The 22,549-nt window shown below is 39.5% G+C and carries 24 protein-coding genes; 8 read left to right on the top strand and 16 right to left on the bottom strand.

What is annotated here, in order from left to right; translation table 11 throughout:
• Positions 1-21: 21 nt before the first annotated feature.
• The 6 genes from OCK74_RS07350 to OCK74_RS07330 form a co-directional block, all read right to left on the bottom strand.
• Positions 22-717, bottom strand: a complete 696-nt coding sequence (locus tag OCK74_RS07350) for a response regulator (protein ID WP_279296371.1) — start codon at positions 715-717, stop codon at positions 22-24.
• Positions 696-1,796 carry a sensor histidine kinase gene (locus OCK74_RS07345; RefSeq protein WP_279296370.1) on the bottom strand — a complete coding sequence of 367 codons (1,101 nt, stop codon included), beginning with the start codon at positions 1,794-1,796 and terminating at the stop codon, positions 696-698. Before OCK74_RS07345 ends, OCK74_RS07350 begins: the two co-directional genes overlap by 22 nt.
• Positions 1,797-1,951: 155 nt before the next feature.
• Positions 1,952-2,569, bottom strand: coding sequence for a NanQ anomerase/TabA/YiaL family protein (locus OCK74_RS07340; RefSeq protein WP_279296369.1), 618 nt, complete (start codon positions 2,567-2,569; stop codon positions 1,952-1,954).
• Positions 2,570-2,773: 204 nt separating this feature from the next.
• Positions 2,774-3,247: a heme-binding domain-containing protein gene (locus tag OCK74_RS07335; protein ID WP_279296368.1), complete on the bottom strand. Its 474-nt coding sequence runs from the start codon at positions 3,245-3,247 to the stop codon at positions 2,774-2,776.
• Between the two features lie 75 nt (positions 3,248-3,322).
• Complete coding sequence (locus OCK74_RS27930; RefSeq protein ID WP_423803142.1) at positions 3,323-3,649, bottom strand: DUF6122 family protein; 327 nt, start codon at positions 3,647-3,649, stop codon at positions 3,323-3,325.
• 4 nt (positions 3,650-3,653) lie between these two features.
• Positions 3,654-4,691 (bottom strand): LacI family DNA-binding transcriptional regulator, encoded by a 1,038-nt coding sequence (locus OCK74_RS07330; protein ID WP_279296367.1) that lies wholly within the window; start codon positions 4,689-4,691, stop codon positions 3,654-3,656.
• Positions 4,692-5,149: 458 nt separating this feature from the next.
• Here OCK74_RS07330 and OCK74_RS07325 point away from each other — a divergent pair, with 458 nt between their 5' ends.
• On the top strand, positions 5,150-5,506 hold the full coding sequence (locus tag OCK74_RS07325) for a hypothetical protein (RefSeq protein WP_279296366.1): 357 nt from the start codon (positions 5,150-5,152) through the stop codon (positions 5,504-5,506).
• Positions 5,507-5,726: 220 nt separating this feature from the next.
• Complete coding sequence (locus tag OCK74_RS07320) at positions 5,727-5,912, top strand: hypothetical protein (RefSeq protein ID WP_279296365.1); 186 nt, start codon at positions 5,727-5,729, stop codon at positions 5,910-5,912.
• Positions 5,913-6,031: 119 nt separating this feature from the next.
• Here the strand turns inward: OCK74_RS07320 and OCK74_RS07315 are convergent, their stop codons facing one another.
• Both OCK74_RS07315 and OCK74_RS07310 read right to left on the bottom strand, forming a co-directional pair.
• The gene (locus tag OCK74_RS07315; RefSeq protein WP_279296364.1) at positions 6,032-7,186 is read right to left on the bottom strand and encodes an MFS transporter; all 1,155 of its coding nucleotides are present in this window, start codon (positions 7,184-7,186) and stop codon (positions 6,032-6,034) included.
• A gap of 173 nt (positions 7,187-7,359) precedes the next feature.
• Positions 7,360-7,635, bottom strand: coding sequence for a hypothetical protein (locus OCK74_RS07310; protein ID WP_279296363.1), 276 nt, complete (start codon positions 7,633-7,635; stop codon positions 7,360-7,362).
• On the opposite strand from OCK74_RS07310, the gene OCK74_RS07305 reads away from it, so the two are divergent.
• Positions 7,634-8,938 (top strand): S41 family peptidase, encoded by a 1,305-nt coding sequence (locus OCK74_RS07305; protein ID WP_279296362.1) that lies wholly within the window; start codon positions 7,634-7,636, stop codon positions 8,936-8,938. The two genes, OCK74_RS07310 and OCK74_RS07305, sit on opposite strands and share 2 nt — an antisense overlap.
• A 48-nt stretch (positions 8,939-8,986) precedes the next feature.
• Here OCK74_RS07305 and OCK74_RS07300 read toward each other — a convergent pair whose 3' ends face one another.
• Positions 8,987-9,244, bottom strand: a complete 258-nt coding sequence (locus tag OCK74_RS07300) for a hypothetical protein (protein ID WP_279296361.1) — start codon at positions 9,242-9,244, stop codon at positions 8,987-8,989.
• A gap of 512 nt (positions 9,245-9,756) precedes the next feature.
• Here OCK74_RS07300 and OCK74_RS07295 point away from each other — a divergent pair.
• The 5 genes from OCK74_RS07295 to OCK74_RS07275 all read left to right on the top strand — a co-directional run bounded on the left by OCK74_RS07295 (position 9,757) and on the right by OCK74_RS07275 (position 15,068).
• The gene (locus tag OCK74_RS07295; RefSeq protein WP_279296360.1) at positions 9,757-10,065 is read left to right on the top strand and encodes a con-10 family general stress protein; all 309 of its coding nucleotides are present in this window, start codon (positions 9,757-9,759) and stop codon (positions 10,063-10,065) included.
• Between the two features lie 619 nt (positions 10,066-10,684).
• Positions 10,685-11,461 (top strand): sulfite exporter TauE/SafE family protein, encoded by a 777-nt coding sequence (locus tag OCK74_RS07290; RefSeq protein WP_279296359.1) that lies wholly within the window; start codon positions 10,685-10,687, stop codon positions 11,459-11,461.
• A gap of 64 nt (positions 11,462-11,525) precedes the next feature.
• The gene (locus tag OCK74_RS07285) at positions 11,526-12,416 is read left to right on the top strand and encodes a 3-hydroxyacyl-CoA dehydrogenase family protein (RefSeq protein WP_279296358.1); all 891 of its coding nucleotides are present in this window, start codon (positions 11,526-11,528) and stop codon (positions 12,414-12,416) included.
• Positions 12,417-12,456: 40 nt separating this feature from the next.
• The gene (locus OCK74_RS07280) at positions 12,457-13,770 is read left to right on the top strand and encodes a gluconate:H+ symporter (protein ID WP_279296357.1); all 1,314 of its coding nucleotides are present in this window, start codon (positions 12,457-12,459) and stop codon (positions 13,768-13,770) included.
• Between the two features lie 41 nt (positions 13,771-13,811).
• Positions 13,812-15,068, top strand: a complete 1,257-nt coding sequence (locus OCK74_RS07275) for an MFS transporter (protein WP_279296356.1) — start codon at positions 13,812-13,814, stop codon at positions 15,066-15,068.
• A gap of 125 nt (positions 15,069-15,193) precedes the next feature.
• Here OCK74_RS07275 and OCK74_RS07270 read toward each other — a convergent pair whose 3' ends face one another.
• The 7 genes from OCK74_RS07270 to OCK74_RS07245 form a co-directional block, all read right to left on the bottom strand.
• Complete coding sequence (locus OCK74_RS07270; RefSeq protein WP_279296355.1) at positions 15,194-15,466, bottom strand: DUF4242 domain-containing protein; 273 nt, start codon at positions 15,464-15,466, stop codon at positions 15,194-15,196.
• A 44-nt stretch (positions 15,467-15,510) separates the two neighbouring features.
• Positions 15,511-15,975, bottom strand: a complete 465-nt coding sequence (locus tag OCK74_RS07265) for a YkgJ family cysteine cluster protein (RefSeq protein WP_279296354.1) — start codon at positions 15,973-15,975, stop codon at positions 15,511-15,513.
• A 77-nt stretch (positions 15,976-16,052) separates the two neighbouring features.
• The gene (locus OCK74_RS07260; protein ID WP_279296353.1) at positions 16,053-18,776 is read right to left on the bottom strand and encodes a valine--tRNA ligase; all 2,724 of its coding nucleotides are present in this window, start codon (positions 18,774-18,776) and stop codon (positions 16,053-16,055) included.
• A gap of 222 nt (positions 18,777-18,998) precedes the next feature.
• Positions 18,999-19,139, bottom strand: a complete 141-nt coding sequence (locus OCK74_RS27925; RefSeq protein WP_423803144.1) for a response regulator — start codon at positions 19,137-19,139, stop codon at positions 18,999-19,001.
• A 63-nt stretch (positions 19,140-19,202) separates the two neighbouring features.
• Positions 19,203-19,850: a response regulator transcription factor gene (locus OCK74_RS07255; RefSeq protein WP_279296352.1), complete on the bottom strand. Its 648-nt coding sequence runs from the start codon at positions 19,848-19,850 to the stop codon at positions 19,203-19,205.
• A 10-nt stretch (positions 19,851-19,860) separates the two neighbouring features.
• Positions 19,861-21,843, bottom strand: a complete 1,983-nt coding sequence (locus tag OCK74_RS07250) for a PAS domain-containing protein (RefSeq protein ID WP_279296351.1) — start codon at positions 21,841-21,843, stop codon at positions 19,861-19,863.
• Between the two features lie 391 nt (positions 21,844-22,234).
• Positions 22,235-22,531, bottom strand: coding sequence for an ATP-dependent Clp protease adaptor ClpS (locus tag OCK74_RS07245; RefSeq protein ID WP_279296350.1), 297 nt, complete (start codon positions 22,529-22,531; stop codon positions 22,235-22,237).
• Positions 22,532-22,549: the final 18 nt, after the last annotated feature.

Raw genomic sequence — 22,549 nt, 5'->3', positions numbered from 1 at the left:
TAAGGTTTTAACAATTGTTTCCTACAATTCATTGTTTTTACAGATAAAGCGATAACCAACGCCCGACTCTGTCAGGAACAGTTCCGGGCGGTTAGGATCGTTTTCAATTTTCTTTCTGAGTTGTGCAATAAATACTCTTAAATATTGGGATTGATTGATATAACCAGGCCCCCACACATCTCGCAATAAATACTGGTGTGTCAAAACTTTACCCTCGTTTCTGACAAATAATGCCAGCAATGCATATTCTGTGGCCGTTAACTTGATCAGTTCTCCATTCTTTTTTACTGTTCTTTCACTTAAATCAATTTGTAATTCCCCACAGGTAATGATAGGCGAACATTCTTCCTGGATAGTACTTCTTAGGGCCGAACGTATTCGGGCTAATAATTCACCTGTCCGGAAAGGTTTTGACAGGTAATCGTTAGCGCCACTATCCAGGGCATTAATTATATCATCTTCACTATTTTGAACAGAAAGAATGAGGATAGGATTGGTATACCATTCCCTTAGCTTTTGTAGTACTGTATGTCCACATTCATCAGGGAGACCCAAATCCAAGATCACCATATCCGGAGGATCATTAGCTATATTCATCATACCTTCCTTTGCCGAAGCTGCCTGCTTTACAAAATATCCATTACTGCCTAAAGTAATACTCAGCAGCTTTCTGATCTGGGGTTCGTCATCTATTACTAAAATTTCCGTCTTAGCCATAACTCTGGTTTTCTATCGAATTGCACTGTATCTGCGGGAATATTAATGGTAAACCGCGCTCCACCTGTGCGCACGTTTTCGAGATAAATACTTCCTCCTAATGCTTCTATAAATCCCTTAACAATGGATAAACCTAAACCTGTGCCCCCTGTACTGGAATCCTTCAATCGGTAAAATTTATCAAAGACTTTTTTGATTTCTTCCTCAGGAAAGCCATTCCCATTGTCTTCAATAATGATTTCTAAAATATTGGCATGGTTCAATGATGTAATATTGATTTCACTGTTCCAGGGTGTATAAAGGCAGGCATTATTCAGGAGATTATATATCACCTGTTCCATCATTCCCTTGTCTAGTTTGAAGAGCGGGAAATTGGGGTTAATGTTTACAGATATCAGTTGGGTATACTTATGTTCCTCAATTCTTTTTATAGCATTATAAACCACCTCATTAATATCACACCAGTCCATTTTGGGCTCAATAAAGCCTGATTCAAGCCTGGAAATACTCAGGAGATTTTCTACTTGTTGGTTTAAACGAAAGGATGCTTTTGAAATTTCAGCTAACAACTCTCCCCTGTCTTCCTGCTTAAGTTTTGTATTATTGGCAAGCAAAGTATCTGTAGCACCAATGATAGTGGCAATAGGTGTTCGCAATTCATGCGACAACGAATTCAGCAAAGTATTGTACAGCTTAACTGTACTTGCTTTTTCCTCTTTTTGCTTCGTGCCCTTTTGTATGAGTCTGATCTTATAGGTAAGCACAGCATTCACTAACGATATGACAAAATACATTACAAATAAGATCAAATCTTCTGTTGAACCAACATGAAAAGTATATCGGGGAGGAATAAAGAAAAAGTTCCAGACTAATGCACTGAGCACTGCTGCAATCAATACGGGTAAAATATCAAAAGAAATAGCTAGCAATGAAACGGTTACTAATAATATCAATGCCACTACCCTGTATCCTAAAAATGCAGAAAAAATGGTGCAAACAAGCGATACAACACCTACAGATAATAAACTAAGAAGGCTTTGTTTAGGTTTACTGATCTTATTGATGAAGAGTTCTGCCATTATATAACAGCAGAACAAAATTAAATCAACGCTTGTAAAGTAGTTATAAAGAAACCTTCAAATGGAATAAAGATTTTATAAAGACTGAAAGCTGGCGTCGATACCAGCTTCCTTAAATGAATAGGTTGCCACAAAGGGCACTTAATTAAACTCTTTTATTCAGTATACCTGACCTTGATGGTGATTTTCTTATCCGGCTTGTTTCCTCCTGGAGTTATATTAGGACGGTGTGCATCTGTAGGAAAAAAAATGAAAAAATATTCAGGAGTAGCACTATAGATCTTCCCCTCTCCAGAATAATTAGCCACATCTTTTGCTTCGTTATAGCTTTTGGTTACTGTAGATTGTGCCACTGGATTTACACCCATGCGCTCTTCACCTGCTATAACATATTGGATGTCGATATATTTTTTGTGAGACTCCCATTGCGTACTATCATAATTTTTGGTTGGATTTTCAGTTACGGACGCAAAAACCTGGTCACCTTCAATAGTATACTTACCATTAGGCAAAGTTTTTAGATCCTTCTCCTTAAGAAATGCGAATGCCTTATCCCAATACGCCTTATTGAGTTGGTATTGTCGGGCAAACTCATGGACATTAACTGATGAATGCGGTTGTATTTTTAATCCGCCAAGCCACTCTTTTTTCTTGAACCACTTCTTCTCCTTGTGCTGACTCTTTCGGGTATCGGGTGCAGATTGTGCGTTAGATGAAACAAAAATGGAAGATGCAAAGAAAAACAGGAGCAAAAGAATAAATACTTTTTTCATGGGAACTTAAACAGTAAATAATGTATTAATTTTTGTCGCAGTAAATATAAGTCCTAAAATCTCATTTTCACTGCCTTAACCAGGTTCCTGCAAATTGGAATTTCAGTATTGCATAACTGAAATTGCGATTTACCCTATTATAAAATCCTCCCATTTGCTTCAAGTAAACATCCGAATCAATACTTGACCGATGTTCAAAGTCTTTTAATGATTTAATGCCGCAACTGATAAACTGGCTCTTGCTTTTTTTGCCCAACCAATAAGTAGAGTCTTTTCTTGTTCCGAGAGCTTAGCTTCTTTATGGATGAAGGTATAGGAAGATACAGGCATTTCTCCCTTTTCAACGGTTTCAACAACTTCCTCCAGCTTATGGTCTTGTTTTTTGGCTTTATAACTGGCAAACTCATCGAAATTCAGTTTCTCTTTTCCTTCATTTACATGATGAGCCAAATACCAGGCTACTGGCTGAATATTAGCATACCATGGATACTTGGTATTGTTGCTATGACAGTCATAACAAGCTTTTTTTAAGATGCCTTGTACATTTTCAGGAACACTCATGTAGTTGATAATGCTACCCTGTTGTGTTTGTGGATTGATATTGCGCGTAGGTTTAATAAACTGAATAGCAATTAATACAATCAATAAGCCTAAAAGGATCTTCGAAGTTGTTCTCATAAAATCGTCTTTTGCCCTTCTAAGCTACTCATCTTTTATACACCTTCAAACACAATTCATCATATTTTATTGGTTTCAATTACAATGAACGGCCTGCATCATGCAATCAATAGAATCGGTGATCATATGCCACAGCAGCCCAATTGCTATTATTCTGGTCGGCTTAAAAAATAAGAGTAGTATATAAACAGCAATTGCAGGGTAACTATGTAATAAATGAAATCCAATACTGCATCTGCAGGGTGCAAAAATAGGATTGGCTAGCAAATGATCTATATCCACCAGCATTGTTAAAAGCAGAACAAAATAAACCTTCCTCCACTCTGTCCTATAAAAAGCATAAGCAATAACAACTGGGAAAATAAAGTGTAAAAAATAATGAATAATCTGTTGTATCAGCATCCTTTTAAAGTATCCGCCCTAATTTACCCTTTCTTTCTGTAGACTTTCTCACAATAAGCTTTGCCTCCATTTTTACCTGCTTGATTTCTTGCCTTTCTGCAATATTTTCCAATAAGATATCAGCAGCCAATCGCCCCATTTCTTGCAAGGGTTGTTTGATATGCGTTATTGGAGCATAAAAAAGATCTGCAGCATCCGATTCATCAAATGATACAATAGCAAGGTCATCCGGAACCCTGATCGGCAAAGTGTTGATATACTTCAATGCCTGCGTAGAAACAACATTGTTCGTAAACAAAACGGCATCAACTGGTTCATCCAACGCCATCAGTTCATCGATCGCTTTAGGAACAGCCTCCTTAACATGTTCACGCTTTACCCTCTTGATCCACTCCTCCTTTATGGGCAGATCATGTTCCTTTAATGCGTCCATATATCCTCTCCTGCGCTCTTGCATGTTAAAGAGCGCAATATCAAGTCCCACCAATCCAATTTGCCTGTAACCATTTTCAATCATATGCTTCACACCTTCATAGGCGGCCTTATAATTGTCTATCGTTACATAATTCGTCTTGATCTCTGGAAAATAACGGTCAATTAATACAAATGGGATATTTTGTTCCTGAAGTTGTTGTATCAGCGGCGCTGAATGCTCAGCCGGAGAAATGATGAACCCGTCTACTTGATAATTCTGCAATACCCTCGTAAGTTTCCATAATTTATCACTGCTTTCATCAGAACTTCCGGAAAGAACTAGATAATTGCTTTTTTCAGCTTCATCTTCTATGATCCTGTTCAGAATTGATGAAAAAGGATTAGAAATATCCGATACAATCAGTCCAATGGTAAAGGTTTTATTTGTTTTCAGGCTCCTGGCTATCTGGTTGGCCGTATAATTCAACTCCTTTGCCGCATCTTTTATTTTCTGGGCAACCTCTTTGCTGATCCTACCTTCCTTTTTATTGTTGAGCACATAAGAAACTAATGCAGTGGATACACCCACCTTCTTAGCTATGTCTTTTAAAGAAATCCTTTTTACCATGATTACTGACCTGTTAACATCACTTTAAACAATGTATTTTAGTTAAAACTCTGCCAATTGAATGATACCGTAATAGCTACCTATTTGTCGAGATTTCAAAATAAGCGCCATTTTGTCTACTTCAGATGACGATCTGCTGCAAAAGGAATATTTCAGTAAATATGGCTGATTGACAACTCAACCATTAAAGCAAAGCTACTTAAGTTATGCTATAGTTATATTTTTAGTTTAAACTACTCATTTACAGATAGCTGCAAACGGTATCTCATCGTTAAATAAGAAGATCAGAACACCTAAAGCAACTCAAAAACACAAAACTTCAGGTTCAGTTCAATCAATAATTACAAATGTTCCTCTAACAAATAAAATCCTTGCGGGATCAGTGCATAATACTCATTATTATTGTTGGCCTAGTTTTTGAACAGTAGTGTTTAATCGTTTAAACAAAATAACTAAATTTGAAGTTATTAATCAACCAAAGCAAAACATTAAAACTTAAAATCATGAACTCAACTATAAATAAAACAGCTATAAATAATACCGGGCTCATTGAATGTGGCGTCTCGGATGAAATATTTCACCTTGAGCATACAAGCCATCTGAATGGCTATTCAATTACTAAAGCATATGTAATAGATAAATCTTCTGAAGGAATTATCCAGATGAAATGCCCGCAAGCAGAGATTGTTAAAGATAAATCAGCAATCCTGGAAGATAAAACCATTGACTTTATTCTTGTCCTTTCACCCAAAGCAGATGACATGAATTTTATCGGGGAAGCGTTGCAAGCAGGAAAACAGGTGCGAATCATGTAAAATAAATCTATGGCGCCAATCATTTAGTTCTGCAGTCAACAAGAAGGAAACAATAAAAACTCAAAACCTAAAACAATTAAAAATGATCGTTTGCTGTATTAAAACTTGCCATGGAAAGAGGAACATTTGGGTTGTAGCGTAGTAAAACCATTGTAAGATTTTTAATAGCAATTTTAAACTGGTTTACTGTGCATAACTCGTAACAAAAAAACGAAAACTTATGAACGGTAATGTAGAAAACAAAAGCTATAAGCAAGAAAATACCAGCATAAACAACAATTATCTGGTAATAAAAAAGATCAATGAAACAGTTAACATTGACGAAAAACTAAAACGCCGGACACGAAACGGAGGATTTATTGCCTGGCCTAAGGCCCTAAATCAAACACAGCCTTCAGACAATTAACACCTCCTGAGGTTCAAAAACGAAATTCATCAACCTTTAAAACTTATAGGAATAACAAATAAAAATCCCTCTACATTTACGTAGAGGGATTTTTATTTGTTATACTTGAAACACTACATCTATCTTTCCTTCCCATTTACCATCAAACTCACACAAAAGCCCATGATGGCAATAATCATAAAAGACACTCTCAAACCAGCCATGCCAGCAACAACACCAATTAATGGTGGCCCAATCAGGAAACCTAAAAATCCAATGCTCGAAACCGCAGCCAATGCCACACCTGGTAATAATCGCTTCGATTTACCAGCTTCGCTATAAACCAATGGCACTACAGATGAAACACCAAATCCTACCAGAAAAAATCCAATAACGGAAGGAACCATGAATGGAAACAGTATAGAAATAGCCAAGCCAGTTGTAATTAATAAGCCACTGGCCTGAATGGTCTTCTTAAAACCTATGTGATGTGTCACCCAGTCTGCTATAAAACGCCCGGCTGCCATAGTACACATAAAAGCTGTATACCCAAGTCCAATCCACTCCTTTTCCGCCCTTACCACTTTTTGAAAATAAATCCCACTCCAGTCAAACATCGCACCTTCGCAGATCATACAACAAAAAGCAATAATTCCCAACCTGAATAGTGTTTTGTCAGGCATTGCAAGAAGCCGGCCTGTACCGGTACTGCCCTTTTCATGAGGCAATAAATATTGAAAACTTGCTGCAATCCCAAAAAGTATGATCGACATGATTACCAGGAAATGATGAAACGGAATAATGCCCTTTCCGATCATCAAAGTCCCAATACCACCAGCAGTAAACCCGGCCAGGCTCCATAATCCATGAAATGAAGCCATAATTTTCCGCCCATATCTTGCTTCCACGCCAACAGCCTGGGTGTTAATAGCTATATTGGCCACATTTCCAGCCATTCCAAACACAACTAAACTGAGTACAAGAACAGTAATATTGGATGCAAGTCCTAGTGCAACCAGCATAATACTATAAAGTACTATGGCATTGGCCGCCATTCTCTTGCTCCCGAATTTGCTGACCATCCAACCAGCCAGGGGCAAAGCCGCCATAGAACCAACAGGCAAGGCAAACAAAACAATGCCTAAGGCTGCATCAGAAAGATGTAAATGTTCCTGGATGCTCGGAATACGTGATGCCCAACTGGCAAAACACAAACCTTGCATAAAAAATAGTAAGCCAACTGCAATCCTGTAAGCCCTATTGGAATGCCGAAGAGAAAGAACAAATTCAGACATATCTAAACGTGAATTATTAACGGGTGAAATCCTAATTAAAACTTAATGTAAACTTCCATACGGCGGGAACAATACAAAGCAGGACATTTTGGAGCCCGCAAAGATAGAATTGGAAGTACAAATGTATGTCATCAATTCAGTATGTCTAAAAAACACAAACATAAGGCCATATTTTATCCCATCCGCTCATTTATCTGAACACTAACATTTTTTAAAGCAATCTTGCTCTTCTCCACCACAAGCCATATCCAATTATCCTTTCCATCATGTACCTTTATTGCCTTACTTCTTGTTAAAACTAACCCGTCCCACAATTTCTGCCTATTATTTGCTGTTATATAAACCATTATAAAAACACCTCCCATTAACTTTATGCAGATCAAAACCTCAAAATTTATATTAACTGCTTTGCTGGTGATAAGCATTTTATCGGCATGCAAAAAAGACATGACGGATTCGCTTGCTCCGGAACCCAACACTAACGATACTTTAACAGAAATTGCAAACAAGCAAAAAGACACGGCTTTGATGTTCTCAAAGGACCTCTACCTGTGGTACAGTCAAATTCCATCGACCTTCAATGCAAGAAGCTATAGCGATCTCGCTGGCTTAATGAAAGGTATACGCCAATACAGCAAGGAAAGCGGTTTCTCCAACCCGGTAGACCGTTGGAGTTTTGCTATTAAAAAAGAAGAATGGGCTCAAATTAGTTCTGGTGGCTCTGGCAACTTTGGCTTAAACGTATCTTTCAATGAAGAAAAGGACTTACGGGTAAAAGCCGTTGACGTTTCTTCTCCCGCAGGGAAAGCAGGCATCCGCAGAGGCTGGCAAATAATTGCTATCAACGGCAACTCCAACATTTCTACGGATAATGCAGACTTTATTGCAAACAATGTTTTAAATAGCCCTACCGCCTCATTTACCTTTTTAAAGCCTGATGGTACTACAACCAACATCAGGTTGGCTACAACTTCTACCCAGGACCATTCAGTTTATTTAGATACTGTTTATAATTACGGAGGTAAAAAGATTGGTTACTTTGTTTTCAATTCATTCCTGGGCGACACAGTAAAAATCTATGAACAGTTCCTGCAAACATTTAACCGCTTTGCTAATGCCAAGATCTCAGACCTAATAGTTGACTTGCGATACAATGGTGGTGGTTATGTATCTGTTCAGCAAAAGTTGGCCAATTATCTGGCACCAAATTCAGCCAATGGCGGCTTGATGATGAAGCAAACATTTAATGACAAGTTCCCGGATTACAACACCACGGACTATTTTGAAAAAATCGGAACGTTAAACCTCCCTCGCATTATCTTCATCGTAAGTAATAGTACAGCCTCCGCCAGTGAACTGCTGATCAACAACCTGAAGCCATACATGGAGGTGAAACTGGTTGGCCCAAGCAATACTTATGGTAAACCCGTCGGTTATTTCCCTATAGAGGTTGGTGACTGGGATATTTTCCCTATATCATTTAGAAGTACTAACAAGAATGGAGATGGCAATTTCTTTAATGGGCTCGCAGTCAATAGCCAGGTTAAAGATGACCTGAACAAAGACTGGGGCGATTTAGAGGAAGCTTGTTTGGCCCGGTCAATTCGTTACCTCACAACTGGTTCATTTACATCAAGAATTGCTTCAAGAGAAGAAGACAACTCTTATGTTGAACAACCAAAGGTTAAAGCTGGAAATGAAGTTTTAGAAAGATCATCTTTCAAAGGCTTGATTGATCCTAGAGGCATGTAATAGATTAAAATACTTTCTAAATATAGCCGGAAGCCGGCAAGAGTGAACCTATTTGTTTACACTCTTGCGCGCTCTCCGGCTTTCTGCTTTTCGTTCCTTCCTTGCTTTACAACTATTGTAACGATCAGATTTCATTTTACTACTGTCAGCTATCTCTTTTTGTTTAGCAATATAAACATCTGCTTTGGCGGCATTTTCCTTTGCTTTAGGATCCTTCGCTTGCTGATCAATTTTTTCGCGTACAGTCTGAGCATTTAAAGAAACCGAAAAGAAAAGAAATCCTGATATAATAAATAATAACTTCATTTTCATAGTTTTTACGCTACAAATTTTGACTCCAATGACCTGAAAAAGTTTATTGCTCACCTTGGACCATTAACATTTCTACAATTCTACTGACTTCTATATTATCCACTTCAAAAATTTCAAGCTTGTTATATTCAATAGAAAAAAATCGTGCAAAAAAAATTTAAAATCTATAAAATTTTAAAATAACTCAACAATCAATGATTTAAAATAGAAATTAAACTGTAAGGCACTGCAAATCAGCAATAAAAAAGAAAATAAATATCTACCAGCGCAATAAATCAAACGCCTTTTAGATCCTTTTCAGCAGCACATCACTATTTTTTTGCTAATAAATACGAAAAGCTCTGCTTTTTGGTGCTAAGATTGCTGCATTCCCCAAAGGTCAACAAAATGGGCATCTGTATAGCAAAATTTCCTCAGCAATTACATGTGTCCTGCCTGAAAAAGGCTGGCATCCTATTAGAAAGAAAACATTATTGATGTAATTGTTTAACTAAAAACTATCGATCATGGCAGAAGACAGACTTGACAACAGCCCGCAGGAATCCTCTATGCGGGAACCCTCAAGCCGTGGAAACACTTCCAGGCGCGGGTTTGCTTCTATGGATCCCCAAAAACAAAGATCTATCGCTAGCGAGGGCGGTCGTGCGGCACACCGTCAGGGTGTAGCCCATGAATGGAACTCCGATGAAGCTAGAGAAGCAGGCAGAAAAGGTGGCCAAAACTCACATGGCGGTGGACGTAACCGTGGAAGCAGTAGAGTTACTTCCGAAAACCGTGGAAACATGGAACTAAGCAATGAGGAAGGAATAATGTGAAAAGTTGAAGGAAATAAAACATTTTAAAGTGCACTTGTATAAGTGCACTTTTTCATTTTAAACATTTCAGTTCAATATCAATTTTTCTACCTATACATATACAAGTTAGCCATGTCTCTTTTAACCGAAAACGACCGCTTTTGACTTGTCTTGTCCACCAAAACCAATTCATCTTTCGTAGCTTCAGTATACCATAAGTATACCATCAGTATACCTAAAGTAGGGCTAAAGTATTCCACCAGCATCCCCCATTCCCTCTACTTACTCCATACTGACTCGATACCTACTCCATACCTAAGCCGTACCATAGGCGTACTTTAAGTATACATCAGCCGTACTTAAGGCTAGGCTACTTCGACCATCCTTCGATCATCCTTCGACCATCCTTCGACTATGCTTCGATCTGAATTGAGCAAATGCTCATAAATAAGGGGAAAACAACCTACAGGCAGAACGCCCTGAAAAGCCCTGAACGGAGGCAATGGAACTGCGCCTAAAGGTACAACACCAATCCCCACTTTCCAAGTGTTGCCCCCCCTCCCTTTACACTTCCCTTTATTCGTCATTTACCTCTCTCCCACTTTCTAAGCATTTTCTTTCTTAGCTTGCCTACTTTTTTATGGAGATCCATTTCTGGCAAATTGTTCTATTGTGTATAGCAGCTTTTGCAGCAGGCTTTGTTGATGCCATTGTTGGAGGGGGCGGATTGATACAAACACCGGCAGCACTTGTAATACTTCCCTATTTCCCAGTTGTAAATGTCATAGGTTCTTTAAAAATTCCCGCTTTCAGCGGAACCAGCATGGCCACAAGTCAATATGTACGCCAGGTACCTATTCGCTGGAAGCTGATCACCATCATTTGTACTCTTGCATTTTTTGCCTCTTTTGCTGGCTCACAAGTGCTTACTCTGGTCAGTAATCAGTTCATGAAACCAGTCTTGTTAATAGTACTTTTAGGTGTAGCCATCTACACCTATACTAAGAAAAACTTTGGTCAAAAGGTCATAAAGAACCATTCTCCTCAAACAGAACTTCTTTTAGCAATTACCACCAGCTTGCTGCTTGGCTTTTATGATGGATTTATAGGTCCTGGTACCGGCAGCTTCCTCATACTGGCATTTATTTCCTGGCTGGGCTTCGACTTTCTAAATGCATCAGCACATGCCAAGATGGTAAACCTGGCTACAAATCTCGGCTCCATATTTCTTTTTTTTATCAAAGGAAAGATCATCTGGGCCATAGCTCTGCCAATGGCAGCCAGTAATGCACTTGGCGGCTACTTGGGTGCAAACCTGGCCATTGCAAAAGGAAATAAATTCATCCGCATTTTCTTTCTCTGCATCGTCATAGCCACTCTCCTACGCTTTACCTATGATGTAATTAAGCAATTGTAACAATATCCGGATCTTTCAACTTCTAATCCCAAATTCATGTAACTTGTTACAATAAAACGGTTGCATGAAGAAAATAGCTGTCATTGGCGCAGGTACTATGGGTAACGGCATAGCACATGTGTTTGCCCAGAATGGATTTTCTGTTTCCCTGATCGATATTTCACAGAACCAGTTGAATAAGGCACTGGACATTATAACCAAGAACCTTGACCGCCAGCTGGCAAAAAACAGTATTGCTGCAGAAGTAAAGGAAATGGCCCTCCAAAATATCGCGCTGCACACCTCTATGGCGGCAGGCGTACAGGATGCCTCATTAATTATAGAAGCGGCTACAGAACTAACAGAATTAAAACTGGACTTATTTAGACAGTTAGATGAAATAGTCTCAGAGGAAAGTATTCTTGCTACCAATACATCTTCTATATCTATTACAAAAATCGCTGCGGCTACCAGCCGTCCCCAGCAAGTAATCGGTATGCACTTCATGAATCCGGTACCCATAATGAAGCTGGTGGAAGTTATTAACGGTTACGCAACAGCGCAGGAAGTAACCGATACAATCGTATCCCTGAGCAAGCAATTAGGGAAAGTGCCCTGTGTAGTCAACGATTACCCAGGCTTTATTTCAAACCGGATATTAATGCCCATGATTAACGAAGCCATTTACTGTGTGTATGAAAGAGTTGCGGGCGTTGAAGAAATAGATACGATCATGAAATTAGGTATGGCTCACCCTATGGGCCCTTTACAACTGGCCGACTTCATTGGTCTGGATGTCTGTCTCAGTATATTAAATGTATTGCATGAAGGCTTTGGCAACCCTAAATACGCACCTTGTCCTCTACTTGTAAACATGGTAATGTCCAAAAAGCTTGGTGTTAAAAGTGGAGAAGGCTTCTATACCTATACACCAGGAAGTAAAGACCTGAAAGTGAGCACAAGATTCCTCCCTTAAACGAACTCCTAATCCCCTAACTTCAAACTCCCAACCCTCCATGTCCCTGCTCATAATTCTGGTCTGCATCATCTTACTGATTTTGCTGATCTCCTGGGGTAAAGTCAATCCCTTTCTTGCTTTATTATTAATATCTTTTACAGCAGGGTTGCTATTGGGGATTCCTGCCAACAAGGTAACAGCATCCATTCAAAAAGGCTTTGGTGATACATTGGGATCAATTGTATTGATCATTGCCCTGGGCGCCATGTTAGGCAAACTAGTTGCAGAAAGTGGGGCTGCACAAAAAATCTCAGACGTGTTAATGCGCCTTTTTGGTCCCAGGAACATTCAATGGGCATTGATGATAACAGGATTCATCCTGGGTATCCCCCTGTTTTATGGAGTTGGTTTTGTGCTATTGGTACCGCTGGCCTTCTCCGTTGTCTATCAGTACAGGCTGCCTGCTGTATACATCTGCTTGCCAATGATCGCATCACTGTCTGTAACACATGGCTTTCTACCTCCACACCCTTCTCCTGTAGCCCTGGCCACTCAATTCGGAGCAAGCATTGGCCTGACATTGGTTTATGGCATTATCATCGCTATCCCAACAGTCATCATTGCAGGTCCAATTTTCGCCAAAACTGTAAAAAGCATTACAGCAACGCCACTTGAAACTTTTCGACCAAATGACTTGCCCCCTAATAAATTACCGGGAACAGCAAACAGTTTTCTCACTGCTTTATTACCTGTCTTTTTGCTGGTAGTCACCTCCTTAACCTACTTTGTAACTATCAATAACTCTATTATCAAAAACGCCCTTTCCTTCCTGAGCGATGCAACAATCGTAATGCTGATTTCATTGATTGTCGCCACTTTCTCACTGGGTGTAAGCATGGGTAAAAGCATCAAAGAGATCATGTCCTTTTACGGAGAGTCCTTAAAGGATATTACATTGATCCTCCTCATTATTGGTGCAGCCGGTGCATTGAAACAGGTACTTGCTGATAGCGGTATCAGTAAAGAAATTGCACAAATGATGCAACACCTGCACATCGCACCCCTGATCTTAGGCTGGCTGATTGCAGCCTTCATTCGCATTTGCGTCGGTTCTGCAACGGTAGCCGGTTTAACAGCCGCAGGCATTATAGCCCCGCTCATTACACAAGCACATGTCAATCCAAGCCTAATGGTACTTTCCATTGGTGCTGGCAGTTTGGTATGTTCGCATGTCAACGATTCAGGCTTTTGGATGTTCAAAGAATACTTCAACCTAAGCATGAAGGAAACTTTTCGATCGTGGACATTGATGGAAACATTAGTGGCTATAATAGGCCTGGTAGGAGTTTTAATATTGGATTTATTTGTTTGAACCTACTTTCTTCGCACCTTTGCAGCTTTTATTGCAAACTTATGTTTAACCTCCAAGGATTAATACGTTCAAATTCTTCCTTAGCACCTTTACAAGAAACCGAATATAGATGGTACATAGGCTCCCGTTTCTTTTACATCATGGCTTTGCGCATGGTGACTACAGTAGTAGCCTACAAACTGTTTCAGATCACTAAAGATTCCTTTTCAATAGGCCTGGTAGGTCTGTCAGAATTTATACCTGTATTTACTTTAGCACTATATGCAGGTCATGTGATTGACAAATCGGACAAGCGCACCCTATTATTAAAAGGCATACTATCCTACTCTGCTTGCATCCTGGCCCTGATCACAGTCACGCATCCATATGTAGAAAGCAAGCTAAGTACCAGGGCATTGCCTTTATGTATTTATGGAGTTATATTCTTTACAGGAATTATCCGCTCTTTTGCGGGACCAACATCTAACGCGATTATCGCACAGTTAGTACGGCGGCCAATTCTTCATTATGCAGCAAACATCAGCTCTACAACCTGGTTAGCAGGTTCCATCCTTGGCCATGCTTCAGCCGGTTTCTTCATCGCATGGTTCGGAGTCAATAACACCTTTATAATAATCCTTGGTTATATCTTAATGGCCTCATTCTTTGTTTCCAGGATCAAAAAGAAACCAATCGTACATACCAATATTACCATCAGCGCTTGGGAAAGCGTTAAAGAAGGCTTGCGATACGTTTTCAAAAACAAGATCATGCTGGGTGCCATATCTCTTGATTTATTCGCTGTACTCTTTGGTGGCGCAGTGGCCCTGATCCCGGAATTCGCTGAGCGCATCTTACAGGTGGGTCCCATTGGCTTTGGCTGGTTGAACGCTGCCATTGACATTGGATCTATTATTATGATTACAACTTTTACTTTAAAACCGCTTCATAAAAACCAGGGAAAGATACTGCTGTTTGCAGTCTCAGGCTTTGGTATTTGTATTATTACCTTTGGACTGTCCAACATTTACTTCCTGTCTTTTGCGGCCCTGTTAATTGCAGGTATGATGGACGGCATCAGTGTGATGATAAGGGGAACGATTTTACAACTAACCACACCCGATGAAATGCGTGGCCGCGTAAGTTCGGTAAACTCGATGTTCATTAATTCAAGCAACGAGTTGGGGCAATTCGAAAGTGGTTTCACTGCACGCCTTTTTGGTACGGCACCTGCTGTTATTTTCGGCGGCTCCATGACACTCCTTGTTGTTATAATTACATGGTTAAGAGCACCGGGGTTACGCAAATTCGAATACTAATCAATTCACCCTTAAATTTCCAATATGCGTCGCAGCAAAAAAAACCTGCCCAGCGTCACCGCCAGGCAGGTAGATGACATAGAATGCCCATTAGCTGCAATCTTACGATGAATTGAATAGCTAACTCACTCCGCCGTTACAGGATTAATCATATTTTTCACTTCCTCAATTCTATTGGCAGGGAAACCTCCTCTTTTGGCATGCTCTTCAATAATTTCTTTGTTAGGAGCGTTATAAATACAGTAGATTTTATTCTCTGTAACATAACTATCCACCCATTGAATCTTTGGACCTAATTCATCCAAAACACTGCAGGATTTCTGTGAAATTGCGCGGAGTTCATCGTGTGACAAATTGCCAGCACCTGGCAATTCTCTTTCAATAATGTAGCGTGGCATAAAAGGGGTTTTAATATTAAATGTAACAAAAAAATCCCCCAATTCTAAACTGAAAGGCGGCTCAATACATGAAATACGATGGGACAGAAAGTTGCATTTTTTAAGGTTAAAGCCTGGCGCTTTAATAAAACATCTTCATCTGTATAAGGAAAACGGGCACAATCAGAAGGCCGCACATCATAAATAGAACAGAAATTATCAGAACCTAAAAAAGGACAAGGAGAAGCTTTGACTACAAAGTCACCGTCCTCATCTACCCTAAGATAAGTATCAATAAACTCGCTTTCACGCATTCTTAAATGCTTACTAATGCGTTTTACATCAGGCGTTTTGAAACGGGGCGAGTAATTCTTACAGCAGGCAGCACATTGCAGGCAATCCACTTTCTCCATGGCCTCTTCATGCAAGTCTGGCAATTGGCGGAGCACTTTGTTTTTATCCGCCTTTTGCAAATACTGCTTGAAGACCTTGAGTTGCTCTTTATTTATTATAGGCTTTGCCTCTGGCATAGTGCAAAGAAAACGCCTTCGCAGAAATTGCGAAGGCGTAAGCTATATTTTTAGCAAAAGAATAGGACGAACAGTTCTTACCCCAAAGTGGCCAAACTTTCCTCTATAGCCTTGATCTTTTGCGCTGCATCATTTTGTTTCTTGCGTTCATTTTCTACAATCTCAGGCTTTGCATTTTGTACAAACCGTTCATTAGAAAGTTTCTTGTTTACCGCTTCCAGAAAGCCCTTCTGATATTCCAATTCCTTTAACAACTGATCCTTTTGTACGTTAGCATCAACCGCAACCTCTGATTGTATATAAAACTTATCCTTACCAACAACAGTTGTAATGCAACCTGCAACTGCATCTGCAACAAAATTCACCTCATCAGCATTGACCTGCTTGGCCAATATATCAGCAACCAATTCATATCCTTTTTGATTGTCAGATTGTATATAAAGTTTGATCGCATCCTTAGGCTTCATATTGTTCTTATTCCGAACATCCCTGATGGCTGTAATGGCATCTTTTAGGCTATTACCCAAAAGCAATACTACATTATCCTGCAAGCTTGATACTACAGCTTGTTGTTCCCCTAAATCCCCAAACTGGCTAATTGCTAAATCATTACCATTCTCCCTATCGCGCAGGTGATGATAGATTTCTTCAGTTACAAAAGGCATGAACGGATGTAACAGCTGCATCAGTTGCTCAAAATAGTCTAATGTACTGTTGTACAAATGTTGATCGATGGGCTGCCCAAAAGGAGGTTTAACCCATTCGAGATACCAACTGCAGAAGTCATCCCAAATAAGAGAGTAAATGGTTTTGAGCGCCTCGCTTAACTTGAACTCCTTATACAGGGCCTCTACTTCATTCTTTACCTGGTTTAACCTTGCCTGGAACCAGGTAGCAGCAAAGGTTGCTTTTTCAAAACCCTCTTTGCTCCTGTCATAAGAGGCAATGCCATTAGTCTCCCACATTTTTAAGAGTTTCAAGGCATTCCAAATCTTATTGTTAAAGAACTTGCCTTGCTCGCAACTGCTATCATCGAATAACAGATCATTACCCGCCGGCGCAGAGATCATGATACCAAACCTTACTGCATCCGCTCCGAAACGATCAATCAATTCCAGCAAGTCAGGTGAGTTACCCAGGCTTTTACTCATCTTTCTGCCCTGCTTGTCACGCACCATACCAGTGAAATACACATATTCAAAGGGTTTCTCCTTCATGTATTCCATGCCAGCCATGATCATCCTAGCTACCCAGAAGAAAATAATATCCTGCCCGGTTACCAATACAGAAGTTGGATAGTAATAATTGATATCAGGATTGTTAGGCTGAGAGATACCATTGAATACTTCGATAGGCCACAACCAGGAAGAGAACCAGGTGTCAAGCACATCTTCATCCTGGGTAAGGTCGTCGATAGTAAAAGGTGAATGATCATTTGCTGTACTATTGGATTGATTGCCTGCCTTAGCCCACTGGTTCTGAAATTCTTGAAATGCTTCTTCTCTCGTTGCAGCAACTACAAATGTACCATCGGGTAAATACCAGGCAGGAATTCTCTGTCCCCACCACAATTGACGGCTGATACACCAATCCTTTACATTTTCCAGCCAGTATTTATAGGTTGCGAGGAAGCGTTCTTCCGGGTGGATCTTAACGTCTCCACTCGTTACGGCATTTAAAGCGTCATCTGCCATTTCCCTCATCTTCACAAACCATTGAGTGGAAATGCGAGGCTCAACAACTGCATTGGTCCTTTGAGAAAAACCAAGACGGGTTTGATATTCTTCTTCTTTCATCAGCAGGCCTTCTGCTTTTAATTGCTCAACCGCCTTTTTCCTGGCTTCAAAACGATCCATACCAACAAATACCTGGGCAGCGGCACTGAGCGTACCATCTTCGTTCAGAGTATCAATTGCAGGCAGGTTATGCTTCAAACCAAGATTATAGTCATTAATATCATGAGCAGGTGTTACCTTCAGAGCACCTGTTCCAAAAGAAGGATCTACATATTCATCAAATATTACCGGAACCTCGCGGTTAACAAGTGGCACAATTACCTTTTTACCCTTAAGATGCTGGTAGCGTTCATCGTTAGGGTTGACACAAACTGCAGTATCACCCATGATGGTTTCAGGACGCTGGGTAGCAATCAATATACTTTCATCGCCGGCTCCATTAGCAACCTTGTATCGAACATAGTACAATTTACCCTGGATATCCTTGTATTCAACTTCCTCATCACTCAGAGCTGTTTTGGCTTGGGGATCCCAGTTGATCATACGGGCACCACGGTAGATGAGCCCCTTATTATAGAGGTCAATAAATACCTTAATTACGGCTTGGTAGTAGTGATCATCCATGGTAAAGGTGACACGATTCCAGTCAACGCTGCAACCCAACTTCTTGATCTGATGGTTGATGATGCCACCGTATTTATCTTTCCACTCAAAGGCATGTTTCAAAAACTCTTCCCTGGAAAGGTCTTGTTTTTTGATACCTTTTTCTTTTTCAAGCAATTGCACCACTTTAGCTTCAGTAGCGATAGAAGCGTGGTCGCTGCCGGGAACCCAGCACGCATTAAAACCACTCATACGAGCCTTGCGGACCAATACATCCTGCACAGTCTCGTTGAGCGTATGGCCCATGTGCAATACGCCGGTAACATTTGGTGGAGGAATGACAACTGTAAATGGTTTACGGTCATCGGGAGTACTGTTGAAATAACCTTGTTCGGTCCAATGCTTGTACCATTTTTCTTCAACCTGCTGCGGTTCAAAATTCTTAGGGAGTGTATTGCTCATGCTGTATTAAATAAAAAGGTGTGCAAAGTTAGTCAATTGCACACCTTCTAGAGTCTATAGATTTAATTATATATTATCTGCCACTTTTCCTCTAATTTCTTCGCAGATATAAATTTGCCCCTCATATACTAACTTGATTGCTTTAATCATTTCCTCGCGGCTGGAATTTTTAGTGACATATCCCCTTGCTCCGGCATCAAGTATATTGCGAACATAGGAAACCTAGTTATTCACTGATACTCCTATGATCTTTATTTGGGGATTCACTTTTAGTACTTCGGAGGTAGCTTCAAATCCATTCATGGGGTGCATGTTGATATCCATTAACATGATATCGGGATTTAATGGAACCGCAGCTTCAATGCAGTTACAAAAGATAAAACAGTATTTTCACGATGTTATATAGTGAAAATACTGTTTTGTATATTAACTTTCAAAGTCCAATTGACTATTGTTAATAAAATTGACAAGTGCTGCAGCATTTTTCAGATTCAGCTTCTTTAAAATATTGTAACGGTGTACTTCGACGGTTTTTACTGAAATATGCAGGGCATCGGCTATTTCTTTAGAAGAGAACCCTTTTTTGATGTAAGCAATAATTTCAATTTCGCGTTGAGACAATGCATTCAGGCCTGTTTGAGCATCTTCACCGCTAATTACCTGCTCAGATAAGATGTTCTTGATTTCATCGCAGATGTACTTGCGGCCATTATGAATTTCCATAAGTGCCTTAAACATTTCTTCGCGGGAAGAATTTTTGGTTACATATCCCATAGCCCCTTTTTGGATCATTTTACGGGCATATGTAGGTTGAGTATGGAGAGATACACCCAGGACTTTACTTCCAGGAGAGTATTTGCGAATCAACTGAGTAGCCTCGATACCATTCATTCCGGGCAAGTTGATATCCATAATAACAATGTGAGGCCGCAGTTTATTTGCCAGCTCCACGGCTTCTTCGCCGCTACCGCTTTCGGCAACTACGCTAAAACGAGGATCGGTGTTTAAAATAAAACTCCAGGTTTCTCTTACAAGGGTGTGATCGTCAGCAATAAGAATTGTGATTTTTTCCATAGTTCTTAGGTTACAAATGAGTTTTTATAGGACATTTTACGATTGTAGTACTACCTTTTCCAGGCTTACTGTGAATTTCTAAGTTTCCACCGGCTAAATATACCCTGTTTTGGATATTTTTCAGCCCTGAACCTTTTTTTACTTTCGAAATATCAAATCCTTTCCCGTCGTCTTTGATCATCAGCACTACCTGATCATTTAATTGATCCAATTTCATGTCAACAGTTGTAGCCTGAGCGTGCTTAATGGTATTATTCAAAATCTCCTGAGCGATACGGAAGAGCATTACTTTTTGGTTTTCATTTAAATTTGAATCAACTTCCTCATTTAAATCTAAATTTAAGTGAAGTTTTTTTGTAAAGTGAATATTTTCGGCCAAATCCCTCAAAGCGTCGATTAATCCTAAATCACCTAAACTCGGGTTCATCAATGAGCGGGAAAGCTGCCGGATCTCATTGATAACATAAATGACATTTTTGATTGACTTTTCTATTAACTGGTCTTTCATTTCCGGATTGCTTGAAGCCAGTTCCAGATAAAGTTTTGTGGTAGTAAGAACCTGGTTCACATTGTCATGCAGTTCCTTTCCTATCTCGGTCCGCTCCTGCTCCTGCGTATCAATAGTAGCCTGGTTGATGGCTCTTTGTTTTTCAAGTTCCTTATTAATCAACTCTCTTTCCAGCCTTTTGCGCTCAGTAATATCGTGGGCTGCGCCAATCATCCGGTACGGCTTGCCCTTTTCATTTCGCAATAATATGCCCCTATCGTATACGAATGCATAAGTACCATCTTCACGCATAAACCGGTATTCCAGTTCAAAGGAGTTCTGCTCTGTAGACTTTACTATGGATTTAATAGTTTTTTGCACTTTCAAGCGGTCATCAGGATGGATGCGTTGTATCCAGGCGTTTATATCGCTGATTGTTGTATCGTCGGTTATACCATAAACCTTTTGCACACCTTCTACATCGCGATAAACTATGCCTTTTTCGAGGTTCCAGTCCCAAATAAGGTCATTGGAAGCTTTCATAATGACATCGAACCTCTCATTTGTCATTTTCAACTCACGTAATGACTGACGATTTTCCATTAAAATTCTCAATATATTCGCCGCTCTTTCAATGATCTGGAACTCCTCTTTTGATAAGTCAAAAGCTTTTACTTTATGAAAGATCAGGAAACATCCAATTACCTGTCCCAAGTTATGAATAACAGGTAATGCGTAACATGACTTTAGGCCATAATTCAAGAGCAACTCCTTATTATTTACCCATAAAGGATCGGCAGCAATATCTTTTACAACGATCATTTGCTTCTTACGTATAGCATCCTCCCAATACCTTTCCTCTATACTGGTCTTTCTTCCATAAAAAGTGGCCAATAACTCATCAGGAATATTTGGTGCTATTAGTTGTTCAATTGTACCATTATTTATAGATATAACAGCCGTGAACATTTGAGGGTAGATCACTTCAATACCTCGCAGGAATTGTTGTATGATATCTATAAATAGTATTTCAGGGTTAGAGGATAGCTCAAAAATTTTACGCTCTAGTGCAAGTAACTCTGTTTGATAATATTTTTCTGAATGATCCTGCATGGCGCCCACCATACGCCAGGCTTTTCCATTTTGGCCCCTGATAACATACCCTCTGTCTATCACGAATGCATAACTGCCATCTGCTTTTTGATAGCGGTATTCATCCTGCCATTTTGTTTCTGCAGGATCATGGATAACATCCATTAATTTATTAAATACACGTTTATAATCCTGGGGGTGAAACCTTGAGAAGCTATCTGCAGCTATTAATTTATTATCTTCCGGCAACTGCCAACCGAATAAATGCGCATAATTTCCAGACCAAACAATTTCATCAGTTTCCAAATCCCAATCCCAAATAATGTCTGAAGTCGCCAGTGTTAACTTTTCATATCGATCATTATTTTTTATCAAGGGGTTTACTTTTGCTTTCTTCTGAAATATATCTTGCATAGAGCTAAACTCTTTATTGCTCTTCCCATCCTTCATCCCTGGTGTTTTCACTATGGTTAAAGCGCTTTTGGTAGATAATTAAAATAGGGTGAATAAAAGAATGCTGTTTTTTAAATTTATTTTCAATAAAACAACTGCGACTTCTGCAATAAATTCAAATAAACAGTGTTCTATAAAAACATAAATCTAAACGTAAAGAGGTTAGATTTACGCTTTTAAGATCAGAAAGATAATATTTAAATGTAAAATTTAAAACGATCAGGATAATTTTCCGGTGAAGTACAAGGATAATACTTGTCAGGATAGGATCTTTGTCTGCAATTGTAAAGAACTGCTTAGGTATTTCAGAAGTAGCAATTGGATTTTATAATATAAAATAATTATACCATTTTTAGGCAAGAACAGTTTCTACGGTAGCGCCAATACCCCTTTCAGTTATTGCATCACACATAGGTTTTAAAAAGTCGAAAGAGCCCTCTTTAACTGCATACTTTCCTTTGAAATGAATAATGTATGCACACTGTTCTGCCTGTTCATAAGAATGGTCGCACACTTCCATTAGGGTTTCAATTACCCAATCGAAAGTATTTACATCGTCGTTCCACACAATTAATTGGTATGGAGCTTCTATATCGGTAAGAAGATCTTCTACTTCTGAGGGACTTATGCGCTCCTTTGTTCCTGCCATACGTTACAAAGTTAAGAA

The organism is Paraflavisolibacter caeni, from assembly GCF_025628885.1.
Lineage (GTDB): Bacteria > Bacteroidota > Bacteroidia > Chitinophagales > Chitinophagaceae > Flavisolibacter > Flavisolibacter caeni.
Note: the sequence above shows the minus strand (reverse complement) of the source record. Positions and strands in the feature narration are given on the sequence as shown.

Coding starts and splice junctions, on each gene's coding strand:
- OCK74_RS07350 (WP_279296371.1), bottom strand. CDS start 717: ATGGCTAAGACGGAAATTTTAGTAATAGATGACGAACCCCAGATCAGA.
- OCK74_RS07345 (WP_279296370.1), bottom strand. CDS start 1,796: ATGGCAGAACTCTTCATCAATAAGATCAGTAAACCTAAACAAAGCCTT.
- OCK74_RS07340 (WP_279296369.1), bottom strand. CDS start 2,569: ATGAAAAAAGTATTTATTCTTTTGCTCCTGTTTTTCTTTGCATCTTCC.
- OCK74_RS07335 (WP_279296368.1), bottom strand. CDS start 3,247: ATGAGAACAACTTCGAAGATCCTTTTAGGCTTATTGATTGTATTAATT.
- OCK74_RS27930 (WP_423803142.1), bottom strand. CDS start 3,649: ATGCTGATACAACAGATTATTCATTATTTTTTACACTTTATTTTCCCA.
- OCK74_RS07330 (WP_279296367.1), bottom strand. CDS start 4,691: ATGGTAAAAAGGATTTCTTTAAAAGACATAGCTAAGAAGGTGGGTGTA.
- OCK74_RS07320 (WP_279296365.1), top strand. CDS start 5,727: ATGAACGGTAATGTAGAAAACAAAAGCTATAAGCAAGAAAATACCAGC.
- OCK74_RS07315 (WP_279296364.1), bottom strand. CDS start 7,186: ATGTCTGAATTTGTTCTTTCTCTTCGGCATTCCAATAGGGCTTACAGG.
- OCK74_RS07305 (WP_279296362.1), top strand. CDS start 7,634: ATGACGGATTCGCTTGCTCCGGAACCCAACACTAACGATACTTTAACA.
- OCK74_RS07310 (WP_279296363.1), bottom strand. CDS start 7,635: ATGTCTTTTTTGCATGCCGATAAAATGCTTATCACCAGCAAAGCAGTT.
- OCK74_RS07300 (WP_279296361.1), bottom strand. CDS start 9,244: ATGAAGTTATTATTTATTATATCAGGATTTCTTTTCTTTTCGGTTTCT.
- OCK74_RS07295 (WP_279296360.1), top strand. CDS start 9,757: ATGGCAGAAGACAGACTTGACAACAGCCCGCAGGAATCCTCTATGCGG.
- OCK74_RS07290 (WP_279296359.1), top strand. CDS start 10,685: ATGGAGATCCATTTCTGGCAAATTGTTCTATTGTGTATAGCAGCTTTT.
- OCK74_RS07285 (WP_279296358.1), top strand. CDS start 11,526: ATGAAGAAAATAGCTGTCATTGGCGCAGGTACTATGGGTAACGGCATA.
- OCK74_RS07280 (WP_279296357.1), top strand. CDS start 12,457: ATGTCCCTGCTCATAATTCTGGTCTGCATCATCTTACTGATTTTGCTG.
- OCK74_RS07275 (WP_279296356.1), top strand. CDS start 13,812: ATGTTTAACCTCCAAGGATTAATACGTTCAAATTCTTCCTTAGCACCT.
- OCK74_RS07270 (WP_279296355.1), bottom strand. CDS start 15,466: ATGCCACGCTACATTATTGAAAGAGAATTGCCAGGTGCTGGCAATTTG.
- OCK74_RS07265 (WP_279296354.1), bottom strand. CDS start 15,975: ATGCCAGAGGCAAAGCCTATAATAAATAAAGAGCAACTCAAGGTCTTC.
- OCK74_RS07260 (WP_279296353.1), bottom strand. CDS start 18,776: ATGAGCAATACACTCCCTAAGAATTTTGAACCGCAGCAGGTTGAAGAA.
- OCK74_RS07255 (WP_279296352.1), bottom strand. CDS start 19,850: ATGGAAAAAATCACAATTCTTATTGCTGACGATCACACCCTTGTAAGA.
- OCK74_RS07250 (WP_279296351.1), bottom strand. CDS start 21,843: ATGCAAGATATATTTCAGAAGAAAGCAAAAGTAAACCCCTTGATAAAA.
- OCK74_RS07245 (WP_279296350.1), bottom strand. CDS start 22,531: ATGGCAGGAACAAAGGAGCGCATAAGTCCCTCAGAAGTAGAAGATCTT.